This window comes from Kitasatospora sp. NEAU-CNBT7 (assembly GCF_057220535.1).
Map to the genome: position 1 here is coordinate 32514 of NZ_JBXQQB010000016.1, position 22969 is coordinate 55482.

Consider the following 22969-nt stretch of genomic DNA (forward strand, 5'->3'; position numbering starts at 1 on the left):
CCCCCTCGTGGGGGGGGTGGCTGGGGGTGGGGGGTCCGCTTTTCCCCTGTTGCCCCCCCCACGACCAGAGAACCACCGCCTCCCGGTGCCCGGTACCTGACACCTGTCAGGGTCGTGCCGGGTCTCCCTGACGCTCCGTCGGCCGCCGGCCGGCCCCGGGGCGCGGCCGCGGAGTCCGCCGGGGTGACCGCCATCCGCATGACATCGACGCGCCGGTCGGGTACGCCGCCGCCGGGGCGGGCAGGCTCGGACCGGGCCGCGGCGCACGGTCGGCGGACGGACGGAAGGCGGATGCGAGACGTGAGTTCCCGGAGCGGGGTGTCCGGCAGGGCCGGGACGAGTCAGCCGCTGGCGCTGGCGGGGATGCTGTTCGCGGTGTCGATGACGTTCATCGACCAGACGATCGTGTCCATCGCGGCGCCCAGCATCATCCGGGAACTCGGCCTGTCCTCCTCGGGGATGCAGTGGGTGGTCAACTCCTACCTGCTCTCGCTGGCGGCGTTCTTCGCACTCGGCGGCCGGGTCGCCGATGTCCTCGGCCACCGGCGGATGATGCTGGTGGGCACGGTGGTGTTCGTGGTGTCGTCGGCGCTGTGCGGTGCCGTCCCCGAGGGCGGCGCCGCGCTGGCCTGGCTGGTGGTCTTCCGGGCGGTGCAGGGGCTCGGCGCGGCACTGATGTTCCCGGCCGCGCTGGCGGTGGTGGTCGAGGTGTTCCCGGTCGAACGCCGGGGCCGGGCGCTGGCCCTGTTCTTCGGCGTCTCGGGCGGGCTGACCGCGCTCGGCCCGATCCTCGGCGGCATTCTGACCAGCTGGACCTGGCGGGCGATCTTCTGGGTCAACGTGCCGGTGGCGGTGGTCGCGGTCGTGCTGACCCTGCTCGCCCGGATCCGCAACACGCCGCGGCCAGAACCGATCGACTGGCGGGGCGCCGCGCTGGTCGCGGTCGGCATGGGCCTGAGCGTGCTGGGCCTCCAGCAGGCGCAGACCTGGGGCTGGGACTCCGCGCTGACCTGGCTGTGCATCATCGGCGGCCTGGCCGTGCTGGCCCTGCTGGTGGTCGTCGAACTGCGCACCGACCATCCGTTGATCAGCATGCAGATCTTCCGGGACCGGGCGTTCTCGGTCGACAACGCCGTGCTCTTCTTCGCCATGATGGCGTTCGTCCCGGTGTTCTTCTTCGCCTCGGTCTACGCGCAGGTCTCGCTCGGCTACTCCCCCAACGAGGCCGGGCTCTACCTGCTGCTGTTCTTCGCCGGGTTCGGGCCCGCCTCGCAGATCGGCGGCCGGATGCTCGACCGGCGCGGCGCCCGGCCGCCGATGCTGCTGGGCACCCTGGTCGGGGCGGTCGGCTTCGCCCTCTGGGCGGTGAAGATCACCGACCTGTCGCTGGGCGCCCAGTGGCCGTACATCGTGCTGGCCGGCGCCGGGATCGGCCTGCTGCTCACCCCCGCCTCCACCGACGCCGTGAACCGGGCCATCGGCCGCTCGTACGGCGAGGTCACCGGTATCACCCAGACCGTCCGCAACTACTCCGCCAGCGTCAGCCTGGCGGTGCTCGGCACCGTCCTGCTGCACACCCTCACCGACCGGGTCCAGGAGACCCTGGAGGCCCAGGGCCTGGCCGCCGGACCCGCCCGGTCGGCCGCCGACCGGATCGCCCAGAGCATCACCGGCCACGGCGGCGGGGCCGGCGCCCCCGCGGGGGTGGACAGCTCGGTGCTGCGGCAGATCCAGGTCGACTTCGCCGAGGCCAACCGCCCGGTGCTGATCGGGATGGCCGCCGCCCTGGTGGTCGCCTACCTCTGCGCCAGGCTCCACCCTGGCACCCGGGTGACCGCCGCCTCCGAGGTGCCCGAATCGGTCCCGCACCCGGCGCCGTAGCCACGGTGCCGACCTGGCCCGGCCCTGATCGCCCCGCTCCCCCTGGTGGCCCGGGCCGGGTCCGGACGTGCCGAATCCCGCCGCCCGCGCGATGCTGATCATGACACTCCGCTGAGCAGCGGCGGCGCGGACGACTGACCGGAGGCCATCGTGTTCCAACTGCTGTGGATTCTGCTGATCGGCTTCGTCCTCGGCCTGCTGGCCAAGCTGCTCCTGCGCGGCCCCCAGTCCATCCCGTGGTGGCTGACCATGCTCCTGGGCGCGGCCGGCGCCCTGCTCGGGAACGCCGTCTCCGGCTGGATCGGGGTCCGGCACACCGGCGGCATCGACTGGATCCGGCACCTGCTGCAGATCGGCTTCGCCGTACTGCTGGTGGGCCTGGTGGCACCGGCCTGGGGACGCCGGAGCGCCGGCCGCTGACCTGGCGGGCGACCCGGCCGCCGATCCGCACGCCGATCCGGCCGCCGGCTCTGCCGCCCGCCCGGGAAGGCCGGACGGCCCGCCGCGCACCCCGCGCGGCGGGCCTCGGCGTACCCCCCGGCACCCGGGCCGCACCGAAGGGACACCTCGCTCCGCTACCCTGCGGCGCGGACCACCGCCGGGGAGGGAACAGCGATGACGACACAGCCGGGTACCGGCACGACCGGGCTGACCAGGCGGCTGGGCCTCGCCGACGCGGTGGTGATCGGTCTCGGGTCGATGATCGGGGCGGGCGTGTTCGCGGCGCTGGGTCCCGCCGCCGGTGCGGCCGGCGCCGGGCTGCTGCCGGCGCTGGCGGTCGCGGCGGTGGTCGCGTACTGCAACGCCACCTCCTCCGCCCGGCTGGCCGCGCGCTACCCGGCCTCCGGCGGGACGTACGTCTACGGCCGTGAGCGGCTGGGCCCGTTCTGGGGGCACCTGGCCGGCTGGGCCTTCGTGGTCGGCAAGACCGCCTCCTGCGCGGCGATGGCCCTGACCGTCGGCTCGTACCTGTGGCCCGGACAGGCGCACGCCGTGGCGGTGGCCGCGGTGGTGGCGCTGACCGCGGTGAACTACGCGGGCGTGCAGAAGTCCGCCCGGCTGACCCGGGTGATCGTGGCGGTGGTGCTCGCCGTGCTGGCCGCGGTGGTCACCGCCTGCCTGGTTGGCGGTACCGCCGACGCCGCCAACCTCGGCCTCGGCCACCTCGACGGCTCCGGGGACCCCGGCGGCGCGGGCGGTGTGCTGCGCGCCGCCGGGCTGCTGTTCTTCGCGTTCGCCGGGTACGCCCGGATCGCCACCCTCGGCGAGGAGGTCCGCGACCCGGCCCGCACCATCCCGCGGGCGATCCCGCTCGCCCTGGGCATCACGCTGCTGGTGTACACGGCCGTGGCGGTCGCCGTCCTGGCCGTGCTCGGGCCGCAGCGGCTGGCGGGCGCCGCGGCGCCGCTGGCCGACGCGGTCCGGGCGGCGGGCGCGGCCGGTCTCGTCCCGGTGGTGCGGGCCGGTGCCGTGATCGCGGCGACGGGCTCGCTGCTGGCGCTGATCCTCGGGGTCTCCCGGACCACCCTGGCGATGGCCCGCGACGGGCACCTGCCACGAACGCTGGCCGCCGTCCACCCGCGCCACGGCGTCCCGTACCGGGCCGAACTCGCGGTCGGCGCGGTGGTCGCCCTCCTCGCGGGCACGGCCGACCTGCGCGGCGCGATCGGCTTCTCCTCGTTCGGCGTGCTCGCGTACTACGCCGTCGCCAACGCCGTCGCCTGGACCCTCTCCCCCGCCGAACGCCGGCCACCCGCGGCGGTCCCGGTGATCGGGATGCTGGGCTGCCTGACGCTCGCCTTCACGCTGCCGACCGCTTCGGTGCTGGCCGGCGCGGCAGTGCTGGCGGCGGGGGCGGCGGTGTACGGGCTGCGCGCGGCCGCGGCGGACCGCAGCTGACGGCTGCCGGTCCGGGGCCGCGGGCGGGTGGGGCCGGGGGCCGCACCCGCAGGCGGGCTCCGACTTGCTCCAGGTACTACGAAATCGTATGGTCCATTTTCATGAAGTACGAATCCGTACCACCGGAGTGGTCGCCCCTGCTCGCACTGCAACGGGCCACCCACGCCACCCTGCACGTGCTCGCCGCGGAACTCGTCGACCTGGACCTGACCCCCTCCGAGATCAACGCGCTGGCAAATCTCGCCGACGGCCGGGGCCGGACGGTCTCCGAACTCGGCGCGGCCGCGGGCACCCGCCCCACCACGCTGACCAGCGTGCTGGACCGTCTGGAACGCCGCGGCCACATCACCCGCGGCACCCGCCCGGGGGACCGCCGCGCGGTACTCATCGAACTCACGCCCTCCGGCCGCATGGCCGCCGCCACGATCCGCCAGACCGTCACCGACCTCGAGCAGCGCGCGCTCCGCGGTCTGCCGACCGAGGCGATCGCCGGCCTGCGCGTCGCGCTGCAAGCCCTCACCGAGGTGTCCGGATGACCGGCCGGTCCGCCGACTTCGACGCGCTGATGGCCGAAGCGACCGCGGCCTCGGGGAAGTTCGGCCACCGCGAGCACGTACATCTGACCTGGCTGGCCGTGCGACGGTTCGGCGTGCCCGCAGCGGTCGGTCTGGTCAGCGACGGCATCCGGCGCACCGCCCGCTACGCGGGTGCGCCCCAGAAGTACCACGCGACCGTCAGCCGGGCCTGGGTCGAACTGGTGGGCCACCACGCGGCCGGTCGCACCGACGACGACTTCACCGCGTTCGCCGACCACCACCCCGCCCTGCTCGACAAGCGCCTGCTGAGCCGGTTCTACCGTCCGGCGACGCTGGCCGGCGCACCGGCCAGGACCGGCTGGGTCGAGCCCGACCTCGCCCCGTTCCCCTGGGACGAGACCGAGCGGCGGCAGTCCGGGGAGGAACCTCGGTGAGGTGCGCGCCGCAGCCGGGCCAGGCGGCCGCCGGCTCCCCGCGGTAGCGGCCCGTCCGGGCGGGACCGATCGGCCCGACGCTGCCCGGATCCGCGGCGCGGGGCTCCAGGGCGCCCGGGACGGCCGCGCCGCCGCAGTCACCCTCGCCGCCTCCGTCCTGCTCCGGATCGTGCTCCGGATCCGTGCGCTAGTGACCGGAGGGCACCAGGGGTGGGACCGGCGGCAGGGTGAGAACGTCGGCGGCGGCGGACCGGTGCCGGGCCCACCCGGCGAGGGTGGCCAGGTCGGTGCCGTACGGCGGGTCGGCCGCGAAGGGGGCCAAGCCCTCGGCCGCGCGGGACAGCAGGGCGCGGGCTCCGGCTTCGTTGCCGCGGGCGGCGTGGGTCAGGCCGACCGCGAACTGCGCGAGGGCCCGCCACAGCGGCCGCTCCGGTTCCGGGGCGGACTTCCAGCGGTCCTCCAGCACCTCGTGGGCGTGGAACGGCCGGCCGGCGTCGATCAGCCGCTGCGCCTCGGCCAGGGTCCGTTCGGCCGAACGGATGACGCCCTCCGGCTGCCGCATCACGCCCTGCTCCCCGTACGGCAGCGGGCGCCCGAGCCCGTCGCGGGGCCGGCCGTTGCGGGCCCGGCCGGCGGCGTCGCGGTCACGGCCGGGCCGGGCGCCCGGGGCGCGGGAGGCGGGCCCGGCGGCCGTCGCGGGGGCGGCGCCGCAGCCGGTGCAGACGGCGTCCGGGCTCGCCCGCAGGCGGCCGCACCGATCACAGACCCGGTTCAGCAGACAGGCCGGGTCGCCACCCTCGGGGGACGTCTCACTCATGACCCGATTGTCGCGCGTCCAGGTAGGCCCAGGCCCGGGTGCCCGAGCACAGCGCCACCTCCGCCCGGACGTAGTCGTCCACCTCGTAGTCGTCGGCGGCCGCGAGTTCCGCGTCGGTGATGGCGAAGACACTGCCGTCGACGGCGTCCGCCGGGTCCGGCGAGACCACCACGAGGGGGTGCAGGTCGCTGCCGCTGGCGGCGATCACCTCGGGGTCGGTGATCCGGACGTGGTCCAGGCGGTGGCCCGGCAGGGCGTCGGGGCGGCCGTCGAGCAGGCGGCCGAAGCGGGCGAGCTGGACCTCGCCCTGCTGCAGCGTGCCGTAGGAGAACAGCAGGTGGGTCGCCTCTTCGGCCATGCGTGCCAGCTCCTTCGCGAACGGCTCACCGGGACGGCGCAGTTGCCGGTCAGCCTACGCGGGCGCGGAGTCCGGCCGGGCAGCGGGCCTGGTGCAGATGTCCGGGCAGGGGAAAGATTGCCCGCATTCCTCTGACCGAAGCCGACGATCTGACGTCGCTCGCCCTGCGGACGGACACCGCTGCCGACATGGAGTTCGACGGGTCAGACATTCAAGCCCTCATCGCGGCGAACGCCTCCGGTTGGTGGCCATGACCGACTCCACAAACTTGTTCGTCGCAGACACGGCCATCATGGCGGGGACGGAGCAACTCCTCCTGGCCGTCGACACGTACGAGCAACATGACTGGACGTTAGGGGTCCCGCCTCGCTGGCATTCGGTTGTCTCCGCCAATCTGACGATCGCCAACAGGCCCTTCTCCTACTTCGCCGCCTCACTGGATGCATCGGGTGCCTTCCGGAGCTTCGCGGCCGGGTGACCCGCTGCCACCTCGACGACTGATCGCTCGCAGGCTCCGCCGGCACGGACGGGGAGCTTCTTCCGCCGCGGCGGCACGCGAGAAGGGCACGCCGCTGGCGCCATCCCTCTCCTCTGCGTTCATCCACTCACTTAGAGCTCGTAACACGATCTCGTGGATGTGAGCTGGTGGGCCGTGTCCGGTGTGACGATTCGTCCGTTGGTGGTGGCGTGAGTGCACCGTGGATGGTCGATGACGAGTTGTGGGCGCTGATCGAGCCGGTGCTCCCGCCATGGCCGGAGTGCTCCCCGGGGCCTCGGCCGGTGGACGACCGGCTGTGCCTCCAGGGAGTGCTGTTCGTCCTGTTCACCGGCATCACCTGGCAGCAGCTCCCGCCGGAGCTGGGGTTCGGCTCCGGGCAGGCGTGCCGGCGGCGGCTGTGCCGGTGGACCGAGGCCGGAGTCTTCGACCAGGTCCACCGGATACTGCCGGCGGAGCTGAATGCGGCCCGGCGGATCGACTGGACACGCGCGTGCGTGGACGCCTCCCATGTGCGCGCGAAAAGGGGGGCGCCGGGGTTGGCCCGTCGCCGGTCGATCGCGGCAAGTCGGGCAGCAAGCACCACCTGATCTGCGATGGCAACGGAACACCGCTGAAGGTCATCACCACCGGCGGGAACGTCCCCGACATCACCCAGGCTCTCGCGCTGGTCGACGCGGTCCCGCCCGTGGCCGGCCTGCCGGGGCGCCCCCGCAAGCGGCCCAGGTCCATGCTCGGCGACAAGGGCTACGACAGCGGGCACGTCAGGCGGGAGCTGGTCAGGCTCCGGATCGTGCCCGTCATCTCCCGGCGCGGCGAACCAGACATCCGTGGCCTCGGGAAGCTCCGCTACGTGGTGGAGCAGACCTTCGCCCTGCTCCACCAGTTCAAGCGCCTCGCCGTCCGCTGGGAACGCCGCCTTGAACTGCATGACTCGCTCATCTCGCTCGCGTGTGCGCTGATCTGCTGGAGAAGGCTCAACAAGCCAGCGGCGTGATCGTGTTACGAGCTCTTACATAAATTAGTTGACGTCGGCAACGGCTACGCAATCCGTCTTCGCCAGCTCTGCCCAGGCCGACGGGCAGACCAGCCTGCCCGTCGCCGTGGTCGCTCTCGACTGCCACTACGACAGTAGGTTGGGGCCTAGGGAAAACTGGCGGCAATTGAATACAAGAGCACGCCAGCAACAATCCTGCTCCCGCAGAACGAACGGACCGGCCGGCGCACCCATGGTCAGCGGCAGCAGCTCGGCCAGGTTGCTCGATCAGTTCTTGCGGCGCCGACGCTGCCCATACGGTCCACGCCGGTCGTGGGGCCGCCACTCGTCATCGTCGTCCCGCCCCTGCGGCGTATCAGGAGGCAACGGAACACTTCCGCCCCCGCGCAGCTTCGCTTCCATGGCCACAGCGGGATCGGGAACCGGGTCTTCGTAGCGCTCGCGGTCCAGTTCGGGAAGTGCCTGGGCCCTCCAAGCGCTCTGCGCCGGAATTGCGGACGGCACGCTCCTCCGCGCGCGGTCGGGGCGCGGGGCGGCTGGCCGCAGCTCAATGCCGTTGCGGCGCAGCTCTTCGGCGAACATCGCCGCCTGCTCGGCATCCATGCGGGCGGCGTGTCTCTTCATGAGCATGTACGAGTAGGTGCCGGGATGGATCGCCTGGACAGGTCTCTGGTTCGGCTTCCTGGCTGGCTTTCGAATGTACTGGACACGGGCCTTGTGCTCGGCCTGCTGCTTTTCCCTCGCGGCCCTGGCCTTCTTCTTCTCAGCAGCCTTCCTGGCCGCCTTCTCCTGTCTGGCCTGCTCGTCAGCGAGGGCCCTTGCGACCGCCCTGGCGGCCTTGGCAGCTTCTTCCCGCTTCCTTGCAGCCTTCGCCTGAAGTGCGGCGACGGTGTCCGCGCTGGCCTGTGAGGTCTGCTTCCTGCGCCGTTCCTCGTCCTTGGCACGCCGACGACGCTCGCCTTCCTTGCGTTTCTGCGCCTCGACCCACTGCTTGGCGGCCGACTCCTTCGCCGTCATGGGTGTCGCCTCGTTGGTCATGGTCCCCTCTCCGGCCTGTAGAAAGCGCCAAGGTGACTGTGTGTCAATTTTTGTGGGGCCGACAGTCTGGATCCAGACCCAATAGGAGATGTCAGCGCCAGCGTCATTAACCTCACTACCAAAACTCGCAGCGCCGGACGCCAGAAACGACCGATTGGACCACGCGGCTGCTGCACCCCCCTTCGCACCGGGCACCTTGATCAACGACCTCGGCAGGCCCACCACCTGCGGTCAGGCGACGGCGTCCCGCCGACACATCCTGGAGATGCCCGCATCCGTCGTCGCAGATGTCCTTGGCCACCACCGGCAAGCTCGCCACTCGCGCCAGCGGCCGCCTGAAGGCCGGCACACTGCAAACAGTCACCCACGGTCACCATCTGCTGAATACCGCAGCGAGGTTACGACACTCGCGTGGGCGGGTTCACCAGGAGTCGGACCATGGCAGCTCACTCGGGCGGCCGCTGGGCAGACACCGGGGTGCGACGGTGGGCGCGACGAGGCGGTCGCTAGGTTACGGACGCAACCATGCGCAGGCAGGAGTCGGGGTCGTGGGCGAAGGCGGGCGGTCAGCCCGGGGCCGGGTGGTCGGGGTCGTGGGCGAAGGCGGGGGTGATGCGGGAGAGGTCGGCGGCCAGGCCGTGGAGCCAGGCGTCGGTGTCGAACAGGACGGGGAGGGCGGCGGGCGGGGTCGAGCGGCCGGAGGTGTGCCCGGGGGGTCGCGGGGGGCCGGGGTCCGGTGGGGGTGGGGGTGCGGTGGCGCGGGTGGGGCCGACGCCGAGTTGTTCGCCGGCCGTCCGGAAGCGGTGGGCCAGCCCGTCCGCCCGGCGGGTGAGCCAGGCGCGGGCCTCCGGTCCCGGGGCCGCGCCCTCGGGCAGCTCGGCCGGGCCGAGCAGCCGTCGGGCGCCGCGCAGCGCATGGTGCCCGGCGATCAGGGCGGCCTGCCAGTCCATGCCGGAGGCGGTGGCGGGCTGCGGTTCGCTCCGGTACTGGACGTAGGTCGACTCCGCCATGATCAGGACGTGCTGCAGGCCCTTGTCGACCGGCCCGGGGTCGCGGTGTCCGGCGGCGACCGCCGCGGTGGTCGTGGCGACCGTGCGGCCGATCGCGTGCAACAGCAGCCCGACGTCCCGGCGCAGCTCGTCCCGGGCGCCGCGCGGCCAGGCGAGCAGCCCGATGCCCAGTCCGATCAGGCTGCCGACCAGGACGTCGAGCACCCGGGCCTCGGCCAGCCGCCAGCCGGCCGGGGCCAGTTGGGCGAACACCAGGGAGACCACCACGGTGAACATGCCCTGCGCCCAGCCGAGCCCGAGCACCGGGCCGAAGCTGAAGGTGGCGAGCATGACGAGCGGCAGCGCGGCGGCGTACACCTCGGTGCGGTGCCCGACCGTGACCAGGAGCGCGGCGGCGACCGCGGCGCCGAGCAGGGTTCCGGTGAGCGCGCGCCGGACGCCGTTGCGGGTCTCGACGGCGGTGGTCCGGGTCAGGGTGAGGGCGGCGAGCAGCGCCCAGAAGCCGTGCGGGAGGCCGACCAGGCCGGCCACCGCGCGGGCGGCGGCGAGGCCGACGCTGAGCCGGACGGCGTTCTGGAAGTAGACCGAGCGCGGGCTGAGGTGGGCGGACAGCCGCCGCCACCAGAGCCGCACGACCGGCTGGTGGGAGTACCAGAACGGTCCGTCCGGCGCCCCGGTCGGCGCGTGCCGGCCCAGGACCGCGACGTCGACGGCGCGCAGCAGGAACAGCGCCGCGTCGGCGGCCTCCAGCAGGTCCGCCTGCCGGCTCATGGCCGCCGCGAGGCCGGCACCGGACGTGGGCAGGCCGCCGATCCGGGCCGCCCGGCCGGCCCGGAAGTGCTTCATGGCCCGTTCGAGGTCCTGGGGCCGGGCGGGAGGGCCGCCGCGCAGCGCGGCGGCGGCCCGGTCGGTCGCGGCGCCCACCGCGGCGAGCAGTTCGACACCGGCGTCGGCGGTGGTGTCGGCTCCGGCGGCGGCATCGGTCGCGGTACCGGCGTCGGAGTCGGCGTCGGCGGTGCCGTCGGGGCGGACCGGGTCGCGGGGCGGGGTCAGTGGGGTCAGCGGGGTCAGCGGGGGCATTTCGAGGAGGCGGGCGAGCAGGACCCGGGCCGCGCACCCGGCGTCCGCGAGGGCACGGGCCCGGACGCCCGGTGAGGCGGGGCGTTCGGCCTCCGGGGTGCGGGACGGGCGCAGGGCCTGGCCGGCCGAGGCGGCCGCCGCGCGGGTGTCGGCGGAGAGGGCGCAGGGCGCGGCGGTGAGTTCGCCGGTGCAGCGCCGGGCCAGGTCGGCGGCGTCGGCGATCAGCGCGGGGTAGGTGGGGCCGGCCGGGTCGGGCAGCAGCAGGGTCTCGGCGGCGATCAGCAGCAGCAGGCCGAGGGTGGCGCCGCCGAGGCGGTCGCCGAGGGTGTGCGGCTCGTACGGCGGGAAGCACGGGAGGATGTAGAGCAGTTGGAGGCCGGGGGCGGCGCCGGCCGGGCGGGGGCCGGCGGCCGCCGCGAACGCCAGGACGAAGCCGATCACCAGCATGCCGAGGACCGCGGCCCAGGTGCGGACCGCGAGCAGCGTGCCGAGGCTGATCAGCAGCCAACTGGCGGGCAGGATCCGCCAGATGACCGAGGCGCGTTGCCGGCCGGTGCCCGGGATCCGGGACAGGCCGGCCAGCGCGACCGCGGCGAACAGCGCGTACGTGGCCGCCACCGGCAGGTCCAGCCCGTACAGGCACCCGTAGAACCCGGCGCAGGCGGCGGCGGTCACCCGTACGGCCCGCCGGGCCGCGGCCGGGAGCGGCGCGGTGCCGTGCCGCAGCTCCGCGGCGGCGGCCCGTAGGCGGCGGCGTGCGGGTGTCCGGCCGGGCGGTGCGGGGCGCTCGGGGGCGGTGTCCATCTGCCCAGGGTCGGGGAGCGGCGGGCCGGCGGCCGTGAGGGGCGGGCGTACGGCGGCGAGTTCGCCCGTTCGGGCGCGGGGCGGGCCGGACCGGGCGGGAGGGGTGCCGGGCGGGGGCTGCGCGGTGCGGGGGCTGCGCGGTGCGGCCCGGTACTGGACGGGACGGGTGGTGAGCCGGGACAGTGGGCCCCTGCTCGACGGTGGGCGTCGAAGCACCTGACGGAGGCGGCATTGACCATCCATCACCTCGACTGCGCCGGGATGTGCCCGGCGGGCGGCCGGGCGCTGCTCGGCAGCGGCGGCGCACTGACCGCCCGGATCGTCGGCCACTGCCTGCTGGTCGAGACCGGGGACGGGCTGCTGCTGGTCGACACCGGCTTCGGCACCGGCGACGTCGCGGACCCGGCCCGGCTGGGCCTCGCCTTCCGGGCGGCGATGCGGCCGCGCCTCTCGCCCGCCCGGACCGCCGTGCACCAGGTGCGCGCCCTCGGGTACGACCCGCAGGACGTCCGGCACATCGTGGTCACCCACCTCGACCTCGACCACGCGGGCGGACTGGGCGACTTCCCGCAGGCCGAGGTCCATGTGCTGGCCGAGGAACTGCGGGCGGCCCGGGTCAGGGCCACCCGGGGCGAGCGGGACCGCTACCGCCCAGCCCAGTGGGCGCACGGCCCGCGCTGGGTGGAGCACCGCGCGGACGGCGAGGCCTGGTACGGCTTCGCCGCGGCCCGGCCGCTGGCGGCGGCGGTCCCCGAGGTGGTGCTGGTCCCGCTGCCCGGGCACAGCCGGGGCCACTGCGGCGTGGCGGTCCGCCGCCCCGGCGGGGGGTGGCTGCTGCACTGCGGCGACGCCTACTTCTCGCACCGCGAGGTCTCCCCCACCGCCCCCGGCTGCCCACCGGGCCTGGCCGCCTTCCAGCGCCTGGTGGCGACCGACCACCGGGCCCGGCTCGCCAACCGGGACCGGCTGCGCGAACTCGCGCGCGGCCACGGTACGGAGATCGACCTGTTCGCGGCGCACGACCCGTACGACTTCGACCGCCTGCGCGGCGCCCACGACACGACGGCCGGCGCCCGGCAGCCACGCTGAGGCCGGCCCCGCCGGCGCCCGGGCCGCGCGACAGCGGAACGGCGGCGGCGCACCGGTCCGACCGCCGGCCTTCGCCGCGCGCGGCGCCCGCGGCACACCGTCCGGCGATCCATACCGCCGCCCGGCCCGCCCCTGACGGCGCGGCGCAGGCACGACGACGTCGACCTGCACCCGGGGGCGCCACCCCGTCGGGCGTCCGCGGGGGCGCGGCCGTGCGGCCGCGGCGGTGCGGCGTGTCCGCGGGCCGGGCGGGCGGTGCGCTGCCCTAAGCTGCCGGAATCCTGCCCGCCCGGGGCGACGGCCGGGCGCCCGGCCGGTCCTCCGGCGTCAGCACCCCACAGCAAGGCCCGCCGTGCTCGAACTGCGCCACTTCCACGTCCTGCGGGCCATCGCCCGGGAGGGGTCGCTCGCCGCGGCCGCCAGGTCGCTGCGGCACAGCCAGCCCACCGTGACGCACCACCTCGCCACCCTCGAGGCGCATTTCCGCACCCGCCTGGTCGACCGCGGCCCGCGCGGCGCCACCCTGACCGAGGCCGGCGAGGCGCTGCTGCCGCACGCCGAGGCCGTCCTCGCCCGGGTGGGACAGGCCGAACAGGAGCTGCGCGGTCTCGTCGACCTGGGTTCGGTCACCCTGCGGGTCGGCACCTTCCCGACCGCCGGTGCGCTGCTGCTGCCGCCCGCCGTACGGCAGGTCCACGGCCACGGCGTGCGGATCTCGCTCACCGAGGGCGAACTCCCGGCGCTGCTCTCCGCGCTCCGCAACCGCGAACTCCACCTGTCGCTGGTGTTCTCCCAACCCGGCGACCGGCTCGGCCTGGACGAGGACTTCGCCGTCCACCGGCTGCTGGACGATCCGCTGTTGCTGATCCTCCCCGCCGGCCATCCGCAGGCCGCCGCCGAGCGCGTACCGCTGACCGCCCTGCGCGACGAGGGCTGGATCGTCGGCACCACCGACGCCGACCCGTGCGACCGGCTGCTCAGCCGGGCCTGCGCCCGCGAGGGGTTCGAGCCGCTGCACGCGCTGCGCACCGACGACTACGGGGTGATGCAGGGGTTCGTCGCGGCCGGTCTCGGGGTGGCGCTGGTCCCGCGGCTCGGGCTCGGCCGGCCGCGGGAGGACATCGTGGTCCGCGAGTTGGACGGTCTGGCGCTCACCCGCCAGATCGGCGTCGCGATACCGCGGTCCGGGGTGCTGGAGGCCGCCCGGACGCTGCTCGCCGCCCTTCAGGCGCAAGCTGCCGTCCTGGACGGCGGGGCCGCACCGGACCGCTGAGCCCGGAACGCCGGACCCGGAACGCCGAACCCGGAACGCCGGGCCGGGGTCCGCCGTCCGGCACGGCCCGGGGGGGGGGGTCAGCGGCCCGGGAGTGGTTAGCGGCCCAGGCGCGGTCAACTGCGCGGAGCGGGGTCCTCGGCGACGACCCGCACCGTGGTGACGCCGGGGTCGGCGGCGCCGCGGACGTGGCCGCCGGGGGTGGTGGCGGTGTGCCGGAGGAAGTCGACCAGTTCGCGGGTGATCACCTCGCCGGGCAGTACGTTCGGGATGCCCGGCGGGTACGCGGCCAGGGTGTCGGCACTGACCCGGCCGACCGCCCGGTGGGCGGCCACCGTGACGCTCGGCGCGAGGAACGCCTCCCTGGCCGTCAGCCGGACCGGCCCGGGCGCGGGCAGCCGGATCCCGGACGCCGCCCCCGCGCCGGGCGAAGGCGCCGAGGGGCCGGCCGGCGGCGCCGCGGGTACGGGCGGCAGCCCCGGCAGTGCGTGCAGGGCGGCCAGGAAGCGGTCCGGGTCGGGGGCGGAGCCGGCTCCCAGGACCGCGACGATCGCCGAGTCGGTGGCGACCTCGACCATGATCCGGTGCTCGCTCAGCAGCAGGCTGCGGGCGTGGTGGCCGGATATCCCGCCGCTGCGGGTGTCGATCGGCACCCGCAGCGGGTCGGCGGCCACGATGTCGGGGAAGGCGCCGAATCCGTCGCTCACCACGGCGAACCGGCCGCCCGCCCGGACGCCGGCCCGGATCCGGTCGGCCGCGTCGACGGACTCGCCGATGGCCGGCCCGCCGGTCGCCAGGGCCCGCCGGGCGAGGTCGAGCGAGGCCAGCAGCAGGGCGCTCGCGCTGGTGGACTGGGTGAGGTGGAAGATCCGTTCCAGCTGCGGCTCCAGCCGGTCGGCGAACGGCCCCTCGCCGAGGTGCAGCATCGCGGACTGGGTCAGGCTGCCGCCCAGCTTGTGGGTGCTGGAGACGACCAGGTCGGCGCCGTGTGCGAGGGCGCCGGCGGGCAGCGCCGGGTGGAAGCCGAAGTGTGATCCCCAGGCCTCGTCGACGATCAGCGGGACGCCGGCCCGGTGTGCGGTCGCGGCCAGTGCCTCGACATCGGCGACGGCGCCGAAGTAGCTGGGGGTCACCACGTACGCGGCGGCGGCGTCCGGGTGGGCGGCGAGCGCCTCGGCGAGGTCGGCGGCGGTGACGCCGTGCGCGATGCCCAGCGCCGGGTCGACCGAGGGGTGGACGAAGGCGGCCCGTAGCCCGGAGAGCACCAGTCCGTCGACCACGCTGGAGTGGACGCTGCGCTGCACCACCAGGGTGTCGCCGAGCGAGCGGGCCGCCAGGACGGCGATCCGGTTGCCCTGCGAGGCGCCGTTGGTGAGGAACCAGCTGCGGCGTGCTCCCCACGCCTCGGCCGCCAGGCTGCGGGCCCGGTCCAGCGGGCTGTCCGGGCCCAGGTCGATGCCGGCGACCAGTGGCGGTACGTCCAGGCGTAGCGGCGCCTCGCCGAACAGGGCGGCGAGGCCGGTGGCGCGGCCGGCGTCGGCGCCGTGGCCGGGGACGTTGAGGCGCTGCCAGTCGGCGCCGGTGACGGCGAGCAGGGCGTCCGCGTAGGGGGCGGTGTGCTGGGAGGGGCTGGTGGTGCCGGAGTGAGTCACGAGGTCGAGGCTGGCAGCCGCCGGGGTGCGCCGGAACCTGGGAGTTCTCTGCAGAGGTCCAGGTTTTCTCTATAGCTCGGGGGGACGGGCGGCGATGGTGCCCGCCGATTCCCGGTCCCGGGCCGTGGCCGGGACCGATGGGACGAATCGGCTCATACTGGGAGCATGGCGCGGAAAACCTCTGAGTCGCACCCCCCGTCGACGCTGTCGGTCAAGGGTCGGGAAATGCGGCTCCGCACGATCGGTATCGGCGTTCTCACGGTGCTCGCCGTCTGGTTCATCGCGGTCAACACCGAGTCGGTGTCGATCCGGCTGTGGGTGCCGACCGTCACCCTCCCGCTCTGGGTGGTCCTGACCGTCACCCTGCTGACCGGGCTGGTGATCGGCTGGTTCCTGGCCCGCCGGCGGGCGAGACGCTGAACCGGGGCGGCCGGCTCCCACGCACCGCGGACCCGTCCACCCACGGACCGGTCCACCCACGGACCCGCTCACCGCAGACCCGTCGTCCACCGCCGGACGGCCGGCGGCCGCGTGCCGCCGTCGCGTCCGGGTAGAGGCACAGGCATGGGACTTCTCCGCAGGCGCTCCGGACCGCCCGATCCTGACCCGGCCGGCTCCTCCGAGGCCGGCTCCTCCCCGGCCGCTTCCTCCCCCGCCGGCCCGTCCGGCCCGCCACCCGCGGATGCCGTGGGCCCGCAGGCCGCGGCGGGCGAACTCGCCGCCCTCTCCACGGAGCTGGAGGAGGAGTCGGCCACCGCCCGCAAGCGCGGCGTACGGCGCACCGCCGACCTGGTGGCGAGCACGGCCCGGGCCCTGGGGCGCGGCGGGACGTCCGCCGCCAAGGGCGCGGGGTACGGCAGCCGGGCGCTGGCGGACCGGTTGCTGGTGCAGGCGCCGCGGATCCCGGTCCGCGACCTGGCGACGATGCGGGCGCAGCACCCCGGGGCGGACGGGCCGGAGGCGCTGGCCGACCTGCTGGTGACCGGTGCGCTGCGGGCCTCGGGTGCGGTGGGGGCGAGCATCGGGGCGGCCGCGATGCTGCCGGTGCCGCCCGCGATGCCGGTGGAGATCGCGGCGGAGACGCTGGTGGTGGCGGCGGTCGAGATCAAGCTGATCGCCGAACTGCACCAGGTGTACGGGGTCCCGGCCACCGGGACGGCCTCGCAGCGGACGGTCGCCTATGTGACCGCCTGGGCCGACCGGCGCGGGATCGACTCCTCCGCCCTGTCGCACCCGTCGGGGGCGGTGGCGCTGGCGGGCCTGGCGGTCGGTGCGGAGGTCCGCCAGAAGGTGCGCAAGCGGCTGACCCGCAGCACGCTGCGCAAGCTGCCGTCGATGATCCCGATGCTGGTGGGTGCGGGGATCGGGGCGATGCTGAACCGGCGGGACACCGGCAGGCTGGCCACCCGGGTGCGGGCGGACCTGCGGGCCCGGACGACGGCGGATCCGGGTTACTGGGCGGCGGCCGCGCCGGGGCGGGGTACGGTCAGCGGCCCGGGATGATGTCGTTGGCGATGGCGAACCGGGTGAGGTCGGCCCGGCGCCGGGAGCCGATCTTGTCGCGCAGCCGGTCGAGGTGCGAGTGCACGGTGTGTTCGCTGATGCCGAGGCGTTCGGCGATGCCGTGGTCGGTCTCGCCGTTGGCGAGCAGTTCGAGGATCTGCCGTTCACGTTCCGTCACCCGGCACACGGCCTGTGACCAGGGGCGGACCGCGAGCACGGCCGAGACGTATTCGCAGCCGGCGGCCACCAGCCGTACGGCGGCGAGGAGTTCGGGTTCGCCGGCCTGCCGGCTGAGGCAGCCGCGGGCGCCGGCCTGCATCGACGGCCCGATGGCGCCCTGTTCGTCGGAGCAGAGCACCAGGACGGCCGCGCCGCGTTCGGCGAGCCGGTGGACGACGGCCGCCAGGTAGGAGGGCCGGAGCTGGAGGTCCAGCAGCACCACGTCGCCGGGTTTCAGGTGGTCCTCGGCCTCCTCGGCGCCGCGTGCGTCGACGGCGAGTTCCAGGTCCGCGGCGGAGTCGATCACCCCGGTCAGGCCGCACCGGTAGAGCGGGCAGTCGCCGACGACGGCGACCCGGATCGGTTCAGCACTCATGGGTGGGACCTCGGGACGGGCGGGCCGCGCCGTACCGGTCCGCCACGGGGGCCGGCCGCCCTCGCACCTCCCAGTCTTCACCCGGCGCCCGGCCGCGGCACCCGGAGCGCCCGGCCCTCCGCCGGGCGCCCGCGCCGCCCGCGCCGCTGCGGGAGGTGCCGGCGGGTGCGGGCGTGCCCGGGCATGTGCTTCTGTCATATCTGAGTGACAGTCATCACTGAATCACTTCCGGTTACCCGTCGGCAACATACCGTCAGGTAACGTTCCGTTGTGACCAGATGACCGGCCGCAGGGCCCGTCCGCCGTCGGCGTCGCCTTTCGACCCGACCCCGGGGCCCGCCCGGGCTGCGGACGCCTGCCCGGCGCCGCCGACGGGTCCGGTCCGAGCGGGGTTCCGCCGACCGTCGAGCAGATGAAAGAGGAAAGATGACCTCCGACGCACGGGGCAGTCGCTTCGAGGCCCTTGGCGCGCACATGCCATCCACGGTCCGGTCCACCGGGGAGCTGCTCGCCTCCGTGACCGCGATGCCGGACGTGGACCTGGAACGGATCACCGGCGTCGCCGAGCGCCGGGTCTACGACCCGCGGCCCGAGGCCGGTGAGGACTCGTTCGGGCTCGCCCTGAAGGCCGCCCGCGACGCACTCGCCCACTCCCGCTACGACCCCGCCGACCTGGACGTGGTGGTCTCGGCCTCCATCACCCGGTTCAAGGACGGCGACGACTTCTACTTCGAACCCTCCTTCGCCGGGATGCTGGCCAAGGAGCTCGGGGCGCGCCGCGCGGTCCACTTCGACGTCTCCAACGCCTGCGCCGGGATGATGACCGGCGTCCACCTGCTCGACCGGATGATCCGGTCCGGCGCCGTCCGTACCGGCCTGGTGGTCAGCGGCGAGCAGGCCACCAAGGTGGCCGAGACGGCCGCCCGGGAGATCGCCGACTCCTACGACCCGCAGTTCGCCTCCCTGTCGGTCGGCGACTCGGCGGCGGCCGTGGTGCTGGACCGCGCGGTCGACGACGCGGACCGGATCCACTCCATCGACCTGATGACCTGCGCCGAGTACGCGCACCTGTGCCTCGGCATGCCCAGCGACCGCACCGAGGGCATCGCGCTCTACACGGACAACCGGCAGATGCACAAGCAGGACCGGCTGCGCATGTGGCCCGCCTTCCACCGGGACCAACTCGCCAAGCTCGGACGGACGTTCGCGGACGAGGAGTTCGACTACATCATCCAGCACCAGGTCGGCACCCGGTTCGTGGAGTACGCCAACCGCACCGGCGAGGCCGAGTTCGGCACCCCGATGCCGCAATCCCTGTCGGTGGTCGAGGAGTTCGGCAACACCGCGACGACCTCCCACTTCCTGGCACTGCAGCGGCACCTGAAGGCCGGCACCGCCCGCCGCGGCGCCCGCTACCTGCTGGTCCCGGCCGCCTCCGGGCTGGTCACCGGCGCCCTGTCCGCGACCATCACCCATCTGGGGGTCTGAACGATGGCCATCGTCATCACCGCCGCCGCGGTCGTCGCCCCGCCGCGCGCCTCGGCCGCCCGCGCCGTCCAGCTCGCCGGCGAGGCCTCCCGGGCCTGCCTGGCCGAAGCCAGGCTGTCGCCGGACGCCGTCGGGGTCCTGATCAACGTCGGCGTGTACCGCGAGCACAACACCTTCGAACCCGCCGTCGGCGCCCTGGTCCAGAAGGAGGCCGGGATCAACCTCGACTACCTGGCTCACCCGGTGCCGGGCGCCGCGTTCTCCTTCGACCTGATGAACGGCGCCTGCGGGGTGCTCAACGCCGTCCAGGTCGCCGAGTCCATGCTGGTCGCCGGGGGCGCCGAGCGGGTCCTGGTGACCGCCGCCGACGTCCACCCCGGCGGGCGCGGCGCACCGGACGCCGAACACCCCGACGACGACTACCCGTACGCCGACCTCGGCGCGGCCCTGCTGCTGGAGCGCTCGGCCACCGCCGACGGCTTCGGCCCGGTCCGCACGGCCGGGTCCGACGAGCCCTCGGCGACCGCCGGATACCTGCCGACCGCCGGGATGCGCGCCGACGGCCGCAACCGGATCACCGTCCGGCGCGACCCCGGCTTCGCCACCCAGCTCCTCGACCTGGCCGCCGACACCGCCCTGGCCCACGTCCGCGACGAGGGGCTCGACCTGCGGCGCACCCTGGTGATCGGGTCCCGGCCGACCGGCGACTTCGGGCTGCGGCTGGCCGGGCGGCTCGGCCTGCCCGAGGACCGGGTGCTCACCCCCGACCCGCCGGGCGGCGGGACCGGGCTCCCGCACACCGCCGCGCCGATCCTCGGCTACCTGCGGGCCGTCACCGCGGGCCTGCCCGAGGACGTGGACCAGCTGCTGTTCGTCGCCGTCGGCGCCGGCCCGAGCGCCGCCTGCGTCTCCTACCGTCCCCAGGACCGGTGGACCCGATGACCACCGTGCACCCGAACGCCGCCGCGGACACCGCGCCGGGGCCGCAGCTGCTCACCGGCGCCCACGGACTCGCCGGGCAACTGGCGCACAACGCCCGCACGTTCCCCGGGAAGACCGCGATCGTCCACCCGGACGGCCGGAACGCCGACGGATCGGTCCGCTACCGCGAACTGACCTACGGGCAGCTGCAGGAACAGGTCGACGCGCTGGCCGACGGCTTCGCCGGGATCGGGATCGGCCACGGCACCCGGACCGTGCTGATGGCCGCCCCCGGACCGGACCTCTTCGTGCTGCTGTTCGCGCTGCTGCGGCGCGGCGCGGTACCGGTCGTGGTCGACCCGGGCATGGGGGTGCGGCGGATGCTGCACTGCTACCGCGCGGTCGGCGCCGAGGCGTTCGTCGGACCGCCCCTCGCCCACGCGGTACGGGTGCTGGGCCGGCGCGCGTTCGCCGGGGTCCGGGTGACGGTCACCCTCGGCCGCCGCTGGGGCTGGGGCGGGCACACCCTCGCGGCACTGCGCACCGGCGGCCCCGGCGGCCCGCCGGCCGAGCCGGCCGAGCCAGCCGAGGTCGGCGGCGAGGACCTGATGATGATCGGGTTCACCACCGGCTCCACCGGTCCCGCGAAGGGCGTGGAGTACACCCACCGGATGGGAGCCGCGATGGCGGCCGCCGTCCGGGCCGCGCACGACCGCGACCGCGACGAGGTGTCGCTGGTCACCCTGCCGCTCTACGGCGTGTTCGACCTGCTGTTCGGCTCCACGCTGGTGCTGGCGCCGCTCGCCCCCGCGAAGGTCGGCCGGGCCGACCCCGGGCCGCTGGTGGCGGCGATGGTCCGGTACCGCGTCTCGACCATGTTCGCCTCGCCCGCGCTGCTGCGCCGCCTCGCCGACCACCTGGCCGCGCACGGCACCGAACTGCCGGACCTGCGCTGCGTGGTGTCCGGCGGCGCACCCGTCCCCGCCGAGGTGGTGGGTACCCTCCGGCGCGTCCTGGACCCCGGGGCCGCGGTCCACGTCAGCTACGGCGCCACCGAGGCACTGCCGATCACCTCGATCGAGTCCGCGGAGATCCTGGCCCGGACCGCCGCCATGGGCCCGCTCGGCGCCGGCACCTGCGTCGGCCGCCCGGGGCCGGGCACCCGGGTCCGGATCATCGAGATCTCGGACGGCCCGCAGCCGTCCTGGTACGAGGGCCTGGAGGTGGCGGAGGGCACCGTCGGCGAGATCGTGGTGAGCGGCGGTCAGGTCAGCGCCCGCTACCACGCCGCACCCGCGGCCGACGCCGAGCACAAGATCCACGAGGAGGCCGACGGCACCCGCTGGCACCGCACCGGCGACCTCGGCCGGCTCGACGCGCAGGGCCGGCTGTGGTTCGCCGGGCGCCGTACCCAGCGGGTCCGGACGGCCGGCGGCGACCTGTACACCGTGGCCTGCGAGGGCGTGTTCAACGCCCATCCGCTGGTCCGGCGCACAGCCCTGGTCGGGGTCGGGGCCGCCGGCGCCCAGCGTCCGGTGGTGTGCGTGGAGACCGATCCCGGACTGACCGGCCGTCAGTGGCAGGAACTGACAGCACAGTTGCGGGATCTCGGGGCAGCCCGGCCGCAGACCGCGGGACTGGACCTCTTCCTGCGGCACCCCGGGTTCCCGGTCGATGTCCGGCACAACGCCAAGATCGGACGGGAGCAGCTCGCCCGCTGGGCCGCCGGACGCCTCGACGGATCCGGCGGGTGGCGCGGCCGGGCGCTGCGCGCGGTGCCGCTGGCCGGCTGGGCCTACCTGGCGGCCGGGCTGCTGCACCCCGTCGACCAGCCCGTCCTGGCCGCGCTGTGGTGGATCGACGCCTTCCTGAGCGTCGTGGTGCACGCCGGGCAGATCCCCGCGGCGCTCCCCCGCGGCCGGGCGGCCGGGTACGGCCCGGCCGCGACCGCGGCGCTCACCATGCTGTACGGCGCCACCTGGTGGCGGAGGCTGCCCGCTGCCGCCCGCCCGGTGACGCCCCTGGCGCCGGCCGACGCGCGGGAGGCCCGGTGAAGGTCCTGGTCACCGGCGCGTCCGGCTTCCTCGGCGGGCACCTGGTGGACGGCGCGCTGCGCGCCGGGCACGAGGTCCGCGCGCTGGTGCGGCCCACCAGCGACCTGAGCAGGCTGCGGACCGTCCCCGGCCTGGAACTGGCCCACGGCGACCTCGGGGACCCGGAGTCGCTGCGCCGGGCCGTCGAGGGCGTGGAGGTGGTGCACCACAGCGCCGCCCGGGTCGCCGACTTCGGCACCCGGGCGCAGTTCACGGAAGAGAACGTCACGGGAACCGAGCGGCTGCTGGGCGCCGCCCGGGAGGCGGGCGCCCGCCGGTTCGTCTTCATCAGCAGCCCCAGCGCGCTGATGGGGCCGGACGACGGCGACCGCCTCGGCATCGACGAGAGCGCCGGGTACCCGCAACGCTGGCTCAACCTGTACTCGGAGACCAAGGCCGCCGCCGAACGGCTGGTCCTCGCCGCCGACCGGCCAGGGTTCACCACCGTCGCGCTGCGCCCGCGCGGCATCTGGGGTCCGCGGGACCGTACCGGGTTCCTGCCGAAGCTGCTCGCCGGGATGCTGGCCGGACGGCTGCCCGACCTGTCCGGCGGACGCCGGGTCCTGGTCTCGCTGTGCCACAGCGACAACGCGGTGCTGGCCGCGCTGCTGGCCGCCGGGGCCCCGGCCGAACGCGTCGGCGGCCGGGCGTACTTCGTCGCCGACCGGGAGCAGACCGACCTGTGGGCCTTCCTCGCCAGGGTGGCCGCGCTGTTCGGCGGCACCCCGCCGACCCGGCGGATCCCGGCGCCGCTCCGCGACGCGCTGGTGTCCGCGGTCGAACTGCTCTGGCGGGTACCGGCGTTGGCCGCCCGCCGGGAGCCGCCGGTGAGCCGCTACTCGGTCGCCCTGCTCACCCGGTCGACCACCTACTCCACGGCGTCCGCCAAACGGGACCTCGGGTACCGGGCGGTGACCGACCAGGAGACCGGCCTGCGACGGCTGCAGGAGTGGGTCGAATCGATCGGCGGGGCCGAGGAGTTCGTTCGCGCCGTCCGCTGACCGG

At 75.1% G+C, this 22969-nt stretch carries 21 protein-coding genes; 15 read left to right on the top strand and 6 right to left on the bottom strand.

Translation table 11 applies throughout. The features are described from left to right. The first annotated feature begins 291 nt into the window (after window positions 1-291). The 5 genes from AC2TEW_RS21195 (at window position 292) to AC2TEW_RS21215 (ending at window position 4750) form a co-directional block, all read left to right on the top strand. Window positions 292-1881, top strand: coding sequence for an MFS transporter (locus AC2TEW_RS21195; RefSeq protein ID WP_484624896.1), 1590 nt, complete (start codon window positions 292-294; stop codon window positions 1879-1881). Window positions 1882-2031: 150 nt separating this feature from the next. Continuing rightward, window positions 2032-2301, top strand: a complete 270-nt coding sequence (locus AC2TEW_RS21200) for a GlsB/YeaQ/YmgE family stress response membrane protein (protein ID WP_484624897.1) — start codon at window positions 2032-2034, stop codon at window positions 2299-2301. Window positions 2302-2496: 195 nt separating this feature from the next. Further along, on the top strand, window positions 2497-3780 hold the full coding sequence (locus AC2TEW_RS21205; protein WP_484624898.1) for an APC family permease: 1284 nt from the start codon (window positions 2497-2499) through the stop codon (window positions 3778-3780). 101 nt (window positions 3781-3881) lie between these two features. Beyond that, window positions 3882-4316 (top strand): MarR family winged helix-turn-helix transcriptional regulator, encoded by a 435-nt coding sequence (locus AC2TEW_RS21210; protein ID WP_484624899.1) that lies wholly within the window; start codon window positions 3882-3884, stop codon window positions 4314-4316. After that, window positions 4313-4750, top strand: coding sequence for a hypothetical protein (locus tag AC2TEW_RS21215; RefSeq protein WP_484624900.1), 438 nt, complete (start codon window positions 4313-4315; stop codon window positions 4748-4750). Before AC2TEW_RS21210 ends, AC2TEW_RS21215 begins: the two co-directional genes overlap by 4 nt. 187 nt (window positions 4751-4937) lie before the next feature. On the opposite strand, the gene AC2TEW_RS21220 is transcribed toward AC2TEW_RS21215, so the two are convergent. Beyond that, window positions 4938-5567, bottom strand: a complete 630-nt coding sequence (locus AC2TEW_RS21220; protein ID WP_484624901.1) for a DUF309 domain-containing protein — start codon at window positions 5565-5567, stop codon at window positions 4938-4940. Beyond that, window positions 5560-5925: a gamma-glutamylcyclotransferase family protein gene (locus AC2TEW_RS21225; RefSeq protein ID WP_484624902.1), complete on the bottom strand. Its 366-nt coding sequence runs from the start codon at window positions 5923-5925 to the stop codon at window positions 5560-5562. Before AC2TEW_RS21225 ends, AC2TEW_RS21220 begins: the two co-directional genes overlap by 8 nt. 250 nt (window positions 5926-6175) lie before the next feature. Here AC2TEW_RS21225 and AC2TEW_RS21230 point away from each other — a divergent pair, with 250 nt between their 5' ends. Next, window positions 6176-6403, top strand: a complete 228-nt coding sequence (locus tag AC2TEW_RS21230) for a DUF6924 domain-containing protein (RefSeq protein ID WP_484624903.1) — start codon at window positions 6176-6178, stop codon at window positions 6401-6403. Between the two features lie 224 nt (window positions 6404-6627). Beyond that, window positions 6628-7418, top strand: a protein-coding gene (locus AC2TEW_RS21235) for an IS5 family transposase (RefSeq protein ID WP_484624904.1) whose coding sequence is annotated in 2 segments (ribosomal slippage) — window positions 6628-6943 and window positions 6943-7418 — 792 coding nt in all. Because the reading frame shifts where the segments join, the coding sequence is not laid out codon by codon here. A 267-nt stretch (window positions 7419-7685) separates the two neighbouring features. Here the strand turns inward: AC2TEW_RS21235 and AC2TEW_RS21240 are convergent. Both AC2TEW_RS21240 and AC2TEW_RS21245 read right to left on the bottom strand, forming a co-directional pair. Next, window positions 7686-8456, bottom strand: coding sequence for a hypothetical protein (locus AC2TEW_RS21240; RefSeq protein ID WP_484624905.1), 771 nt, complete (start codon window positions 8454-8456; stop codon window positions 7686-7688). A 566-nt stretch (window positions 8457-9022) separates the two neighbouring features. Continuing rightward, window positions 9023-11350 carry an FUSC family protein gene (locus tag AC2TEW_RS21245; RefSeq protein ID WP_484624906.1) on the bottom strand — a complete coding sequence of 776 codons (2328 nt, stop codon included), beginning with the start codon at window positions 11348-11350 and terminating at the stop codon, window positions 9023-9025. Between the two features lie 231 nt (window positions 11351-11581). On the opposite strand from AC2TEW_RS21245, the gene AC2TEW_RS21250 reads away from it, so the two are divergent. Continuing rightward, window positions 11582-12439, top strand: a complete 858-nt coding sequence (locus AC2TEW_RS21250) for an MBL fold metallo-hydrolase (RefSeq protein ID WP_484624907.1) — start codon at window positions 11582-11584, stop codon at window positions 12437-12439. A 352-nt stretch (window positions 12440-12791) separates the two neighbouring features. Then, window positions 12792-13712, top strand: a complete 921-nt coding sequence (locus AC2TEW_RS21255; protein WP_484624908.1) for a LysR substrate-binding domain-containing protein — start codon at window positions 12792-12794, stop codon at window positions 13710-13712. A gap of 116 nt (window positions 13713-13828) precedes the next feature. Here AC2TEW_RS21255 and AC2TEW_RS21260 read toward each other — a convergent pair whose 3' ends face one another. After that, window positions 13829-15364, bottom strand: coding sequence for an aminotransferase class I/II-fold pyridoxal phosphate-dependent enzyme (locus tag AC2TEW_RS21260; protein ID WP_484624909.1), 1536 nt, complete (start codon window positions 15362-15364; stop codon window positions 13829-13831). 225 nt (window positions 15365-15589) lie between these two features. Here AC2TEW_RS21260 and AC2TEW_RS21265 point away from each other — a divergent pair, with 225 nt between their 5' ends. Both AC2TEW_RS21265 and AC2TEW_RS21270 read left to right on the top strand, forming a co-directional pair. After that, window positions 15590-15784 (top strand): LapA family protein, encoded by a 195-nt coding sequence (locus tag AC2TEW_RS21265; RefSeq protein WP_484624910.1) that lies wholly within the window; start codon window positions 15590-15592, stop codon window positions 15782-15784. Between the two features lie 144 nt (window positions 15785-15928). Next, complete coding sequence (locus tag AC2TEW_RS21270; RefSeq protein WP_484624911.1) at window positions 15929-16867, top strand: hypothetical protein; 939 nt, start codon at window positions 15929-15931, stop codon at window positions 16865-16867. On the opposite strand, the gene AC2TEW_RS21275 is transcribed toward AC2TEW_RS21270, so the two are convergent. Continuing rightward, complete coding sequence (locus AC2TEW_RS21275; RefSeq protein WP_484624912.1) at window positions 16851-17462, bottom strand: response regulator transcription factor; 612 nt, start codon at window positions 17460-17462, stop codon at window positions 16851-16853. The genes AC2TEW_RS21270 and AC2TEW_RS21275 overlap by 17 nt on opposite strands. A 426-nt stretch (window positions 17463-17888) precedes the next feature. On the opposite strand from AC2TEW_RS21275, the gene AC2TEW_RS21280 reads away from it, so the two are divergent. Genes AC2TEW_RS21280 through AC2TEW_RS21295 form a run of 4 tightly spaced genes read left to right on the top strand, consistent with a single transcriptional unit; the run spans window position 17889 to window position 22965 of the window. After that, window positions 17889-18950, top strand: coding sequence for a 3-oxoacyl-ACP synthase III family protein (locus AC2TEW_RS21280; protein WP_484624913.1), 1062 nt, complete (start codon window positions 17889-17891; stop codon window positions 18948-18950). Between the two features lie 3 nt (window positions 18951-18953). Continuing rightward, entirely contained in the window at window positions 18954-19892 is a 939-nt protein-coding gene (locus AC2TEW_RS21285; RefSeq protein ID WP_484624914.1) for a hypothetical protein, read from the top strand. After that, window positions 19889-21925 carry a fatty acid CoA ligase family protein gene (locus AC2TEW_RS21290; protein WP_484624915.1) on the top strand — a complete coding sequence of 679 codons (2037 nt, stop codon included), beginning with the start codon at window positions 19889-19891 and terminating at the stop codon, window positions 21923-21925. Before AC2TEW_RS21285 ends, AC2TEW_RS21290 begins: the two co-directional genes overlap by 4 nt. Further along, on the top strand, window positions 21922-22965 hold the full coding sequence (locus AC2TEW_RS21295; RefSeq protein WP_484624916.1) for an NAD-dependent epimerase/dehydratase family protein: 1044 nt from the start codon (window positions 21922-21924) through the stop codon (window positions 22963-22965). Before AC2TEW_RS21290 ends, AC2TEW_RS21295 begins: the two co-directional genes overlap by 4 nt. Window positions 22966-22969: the final 4 nt, after the last annotated feature.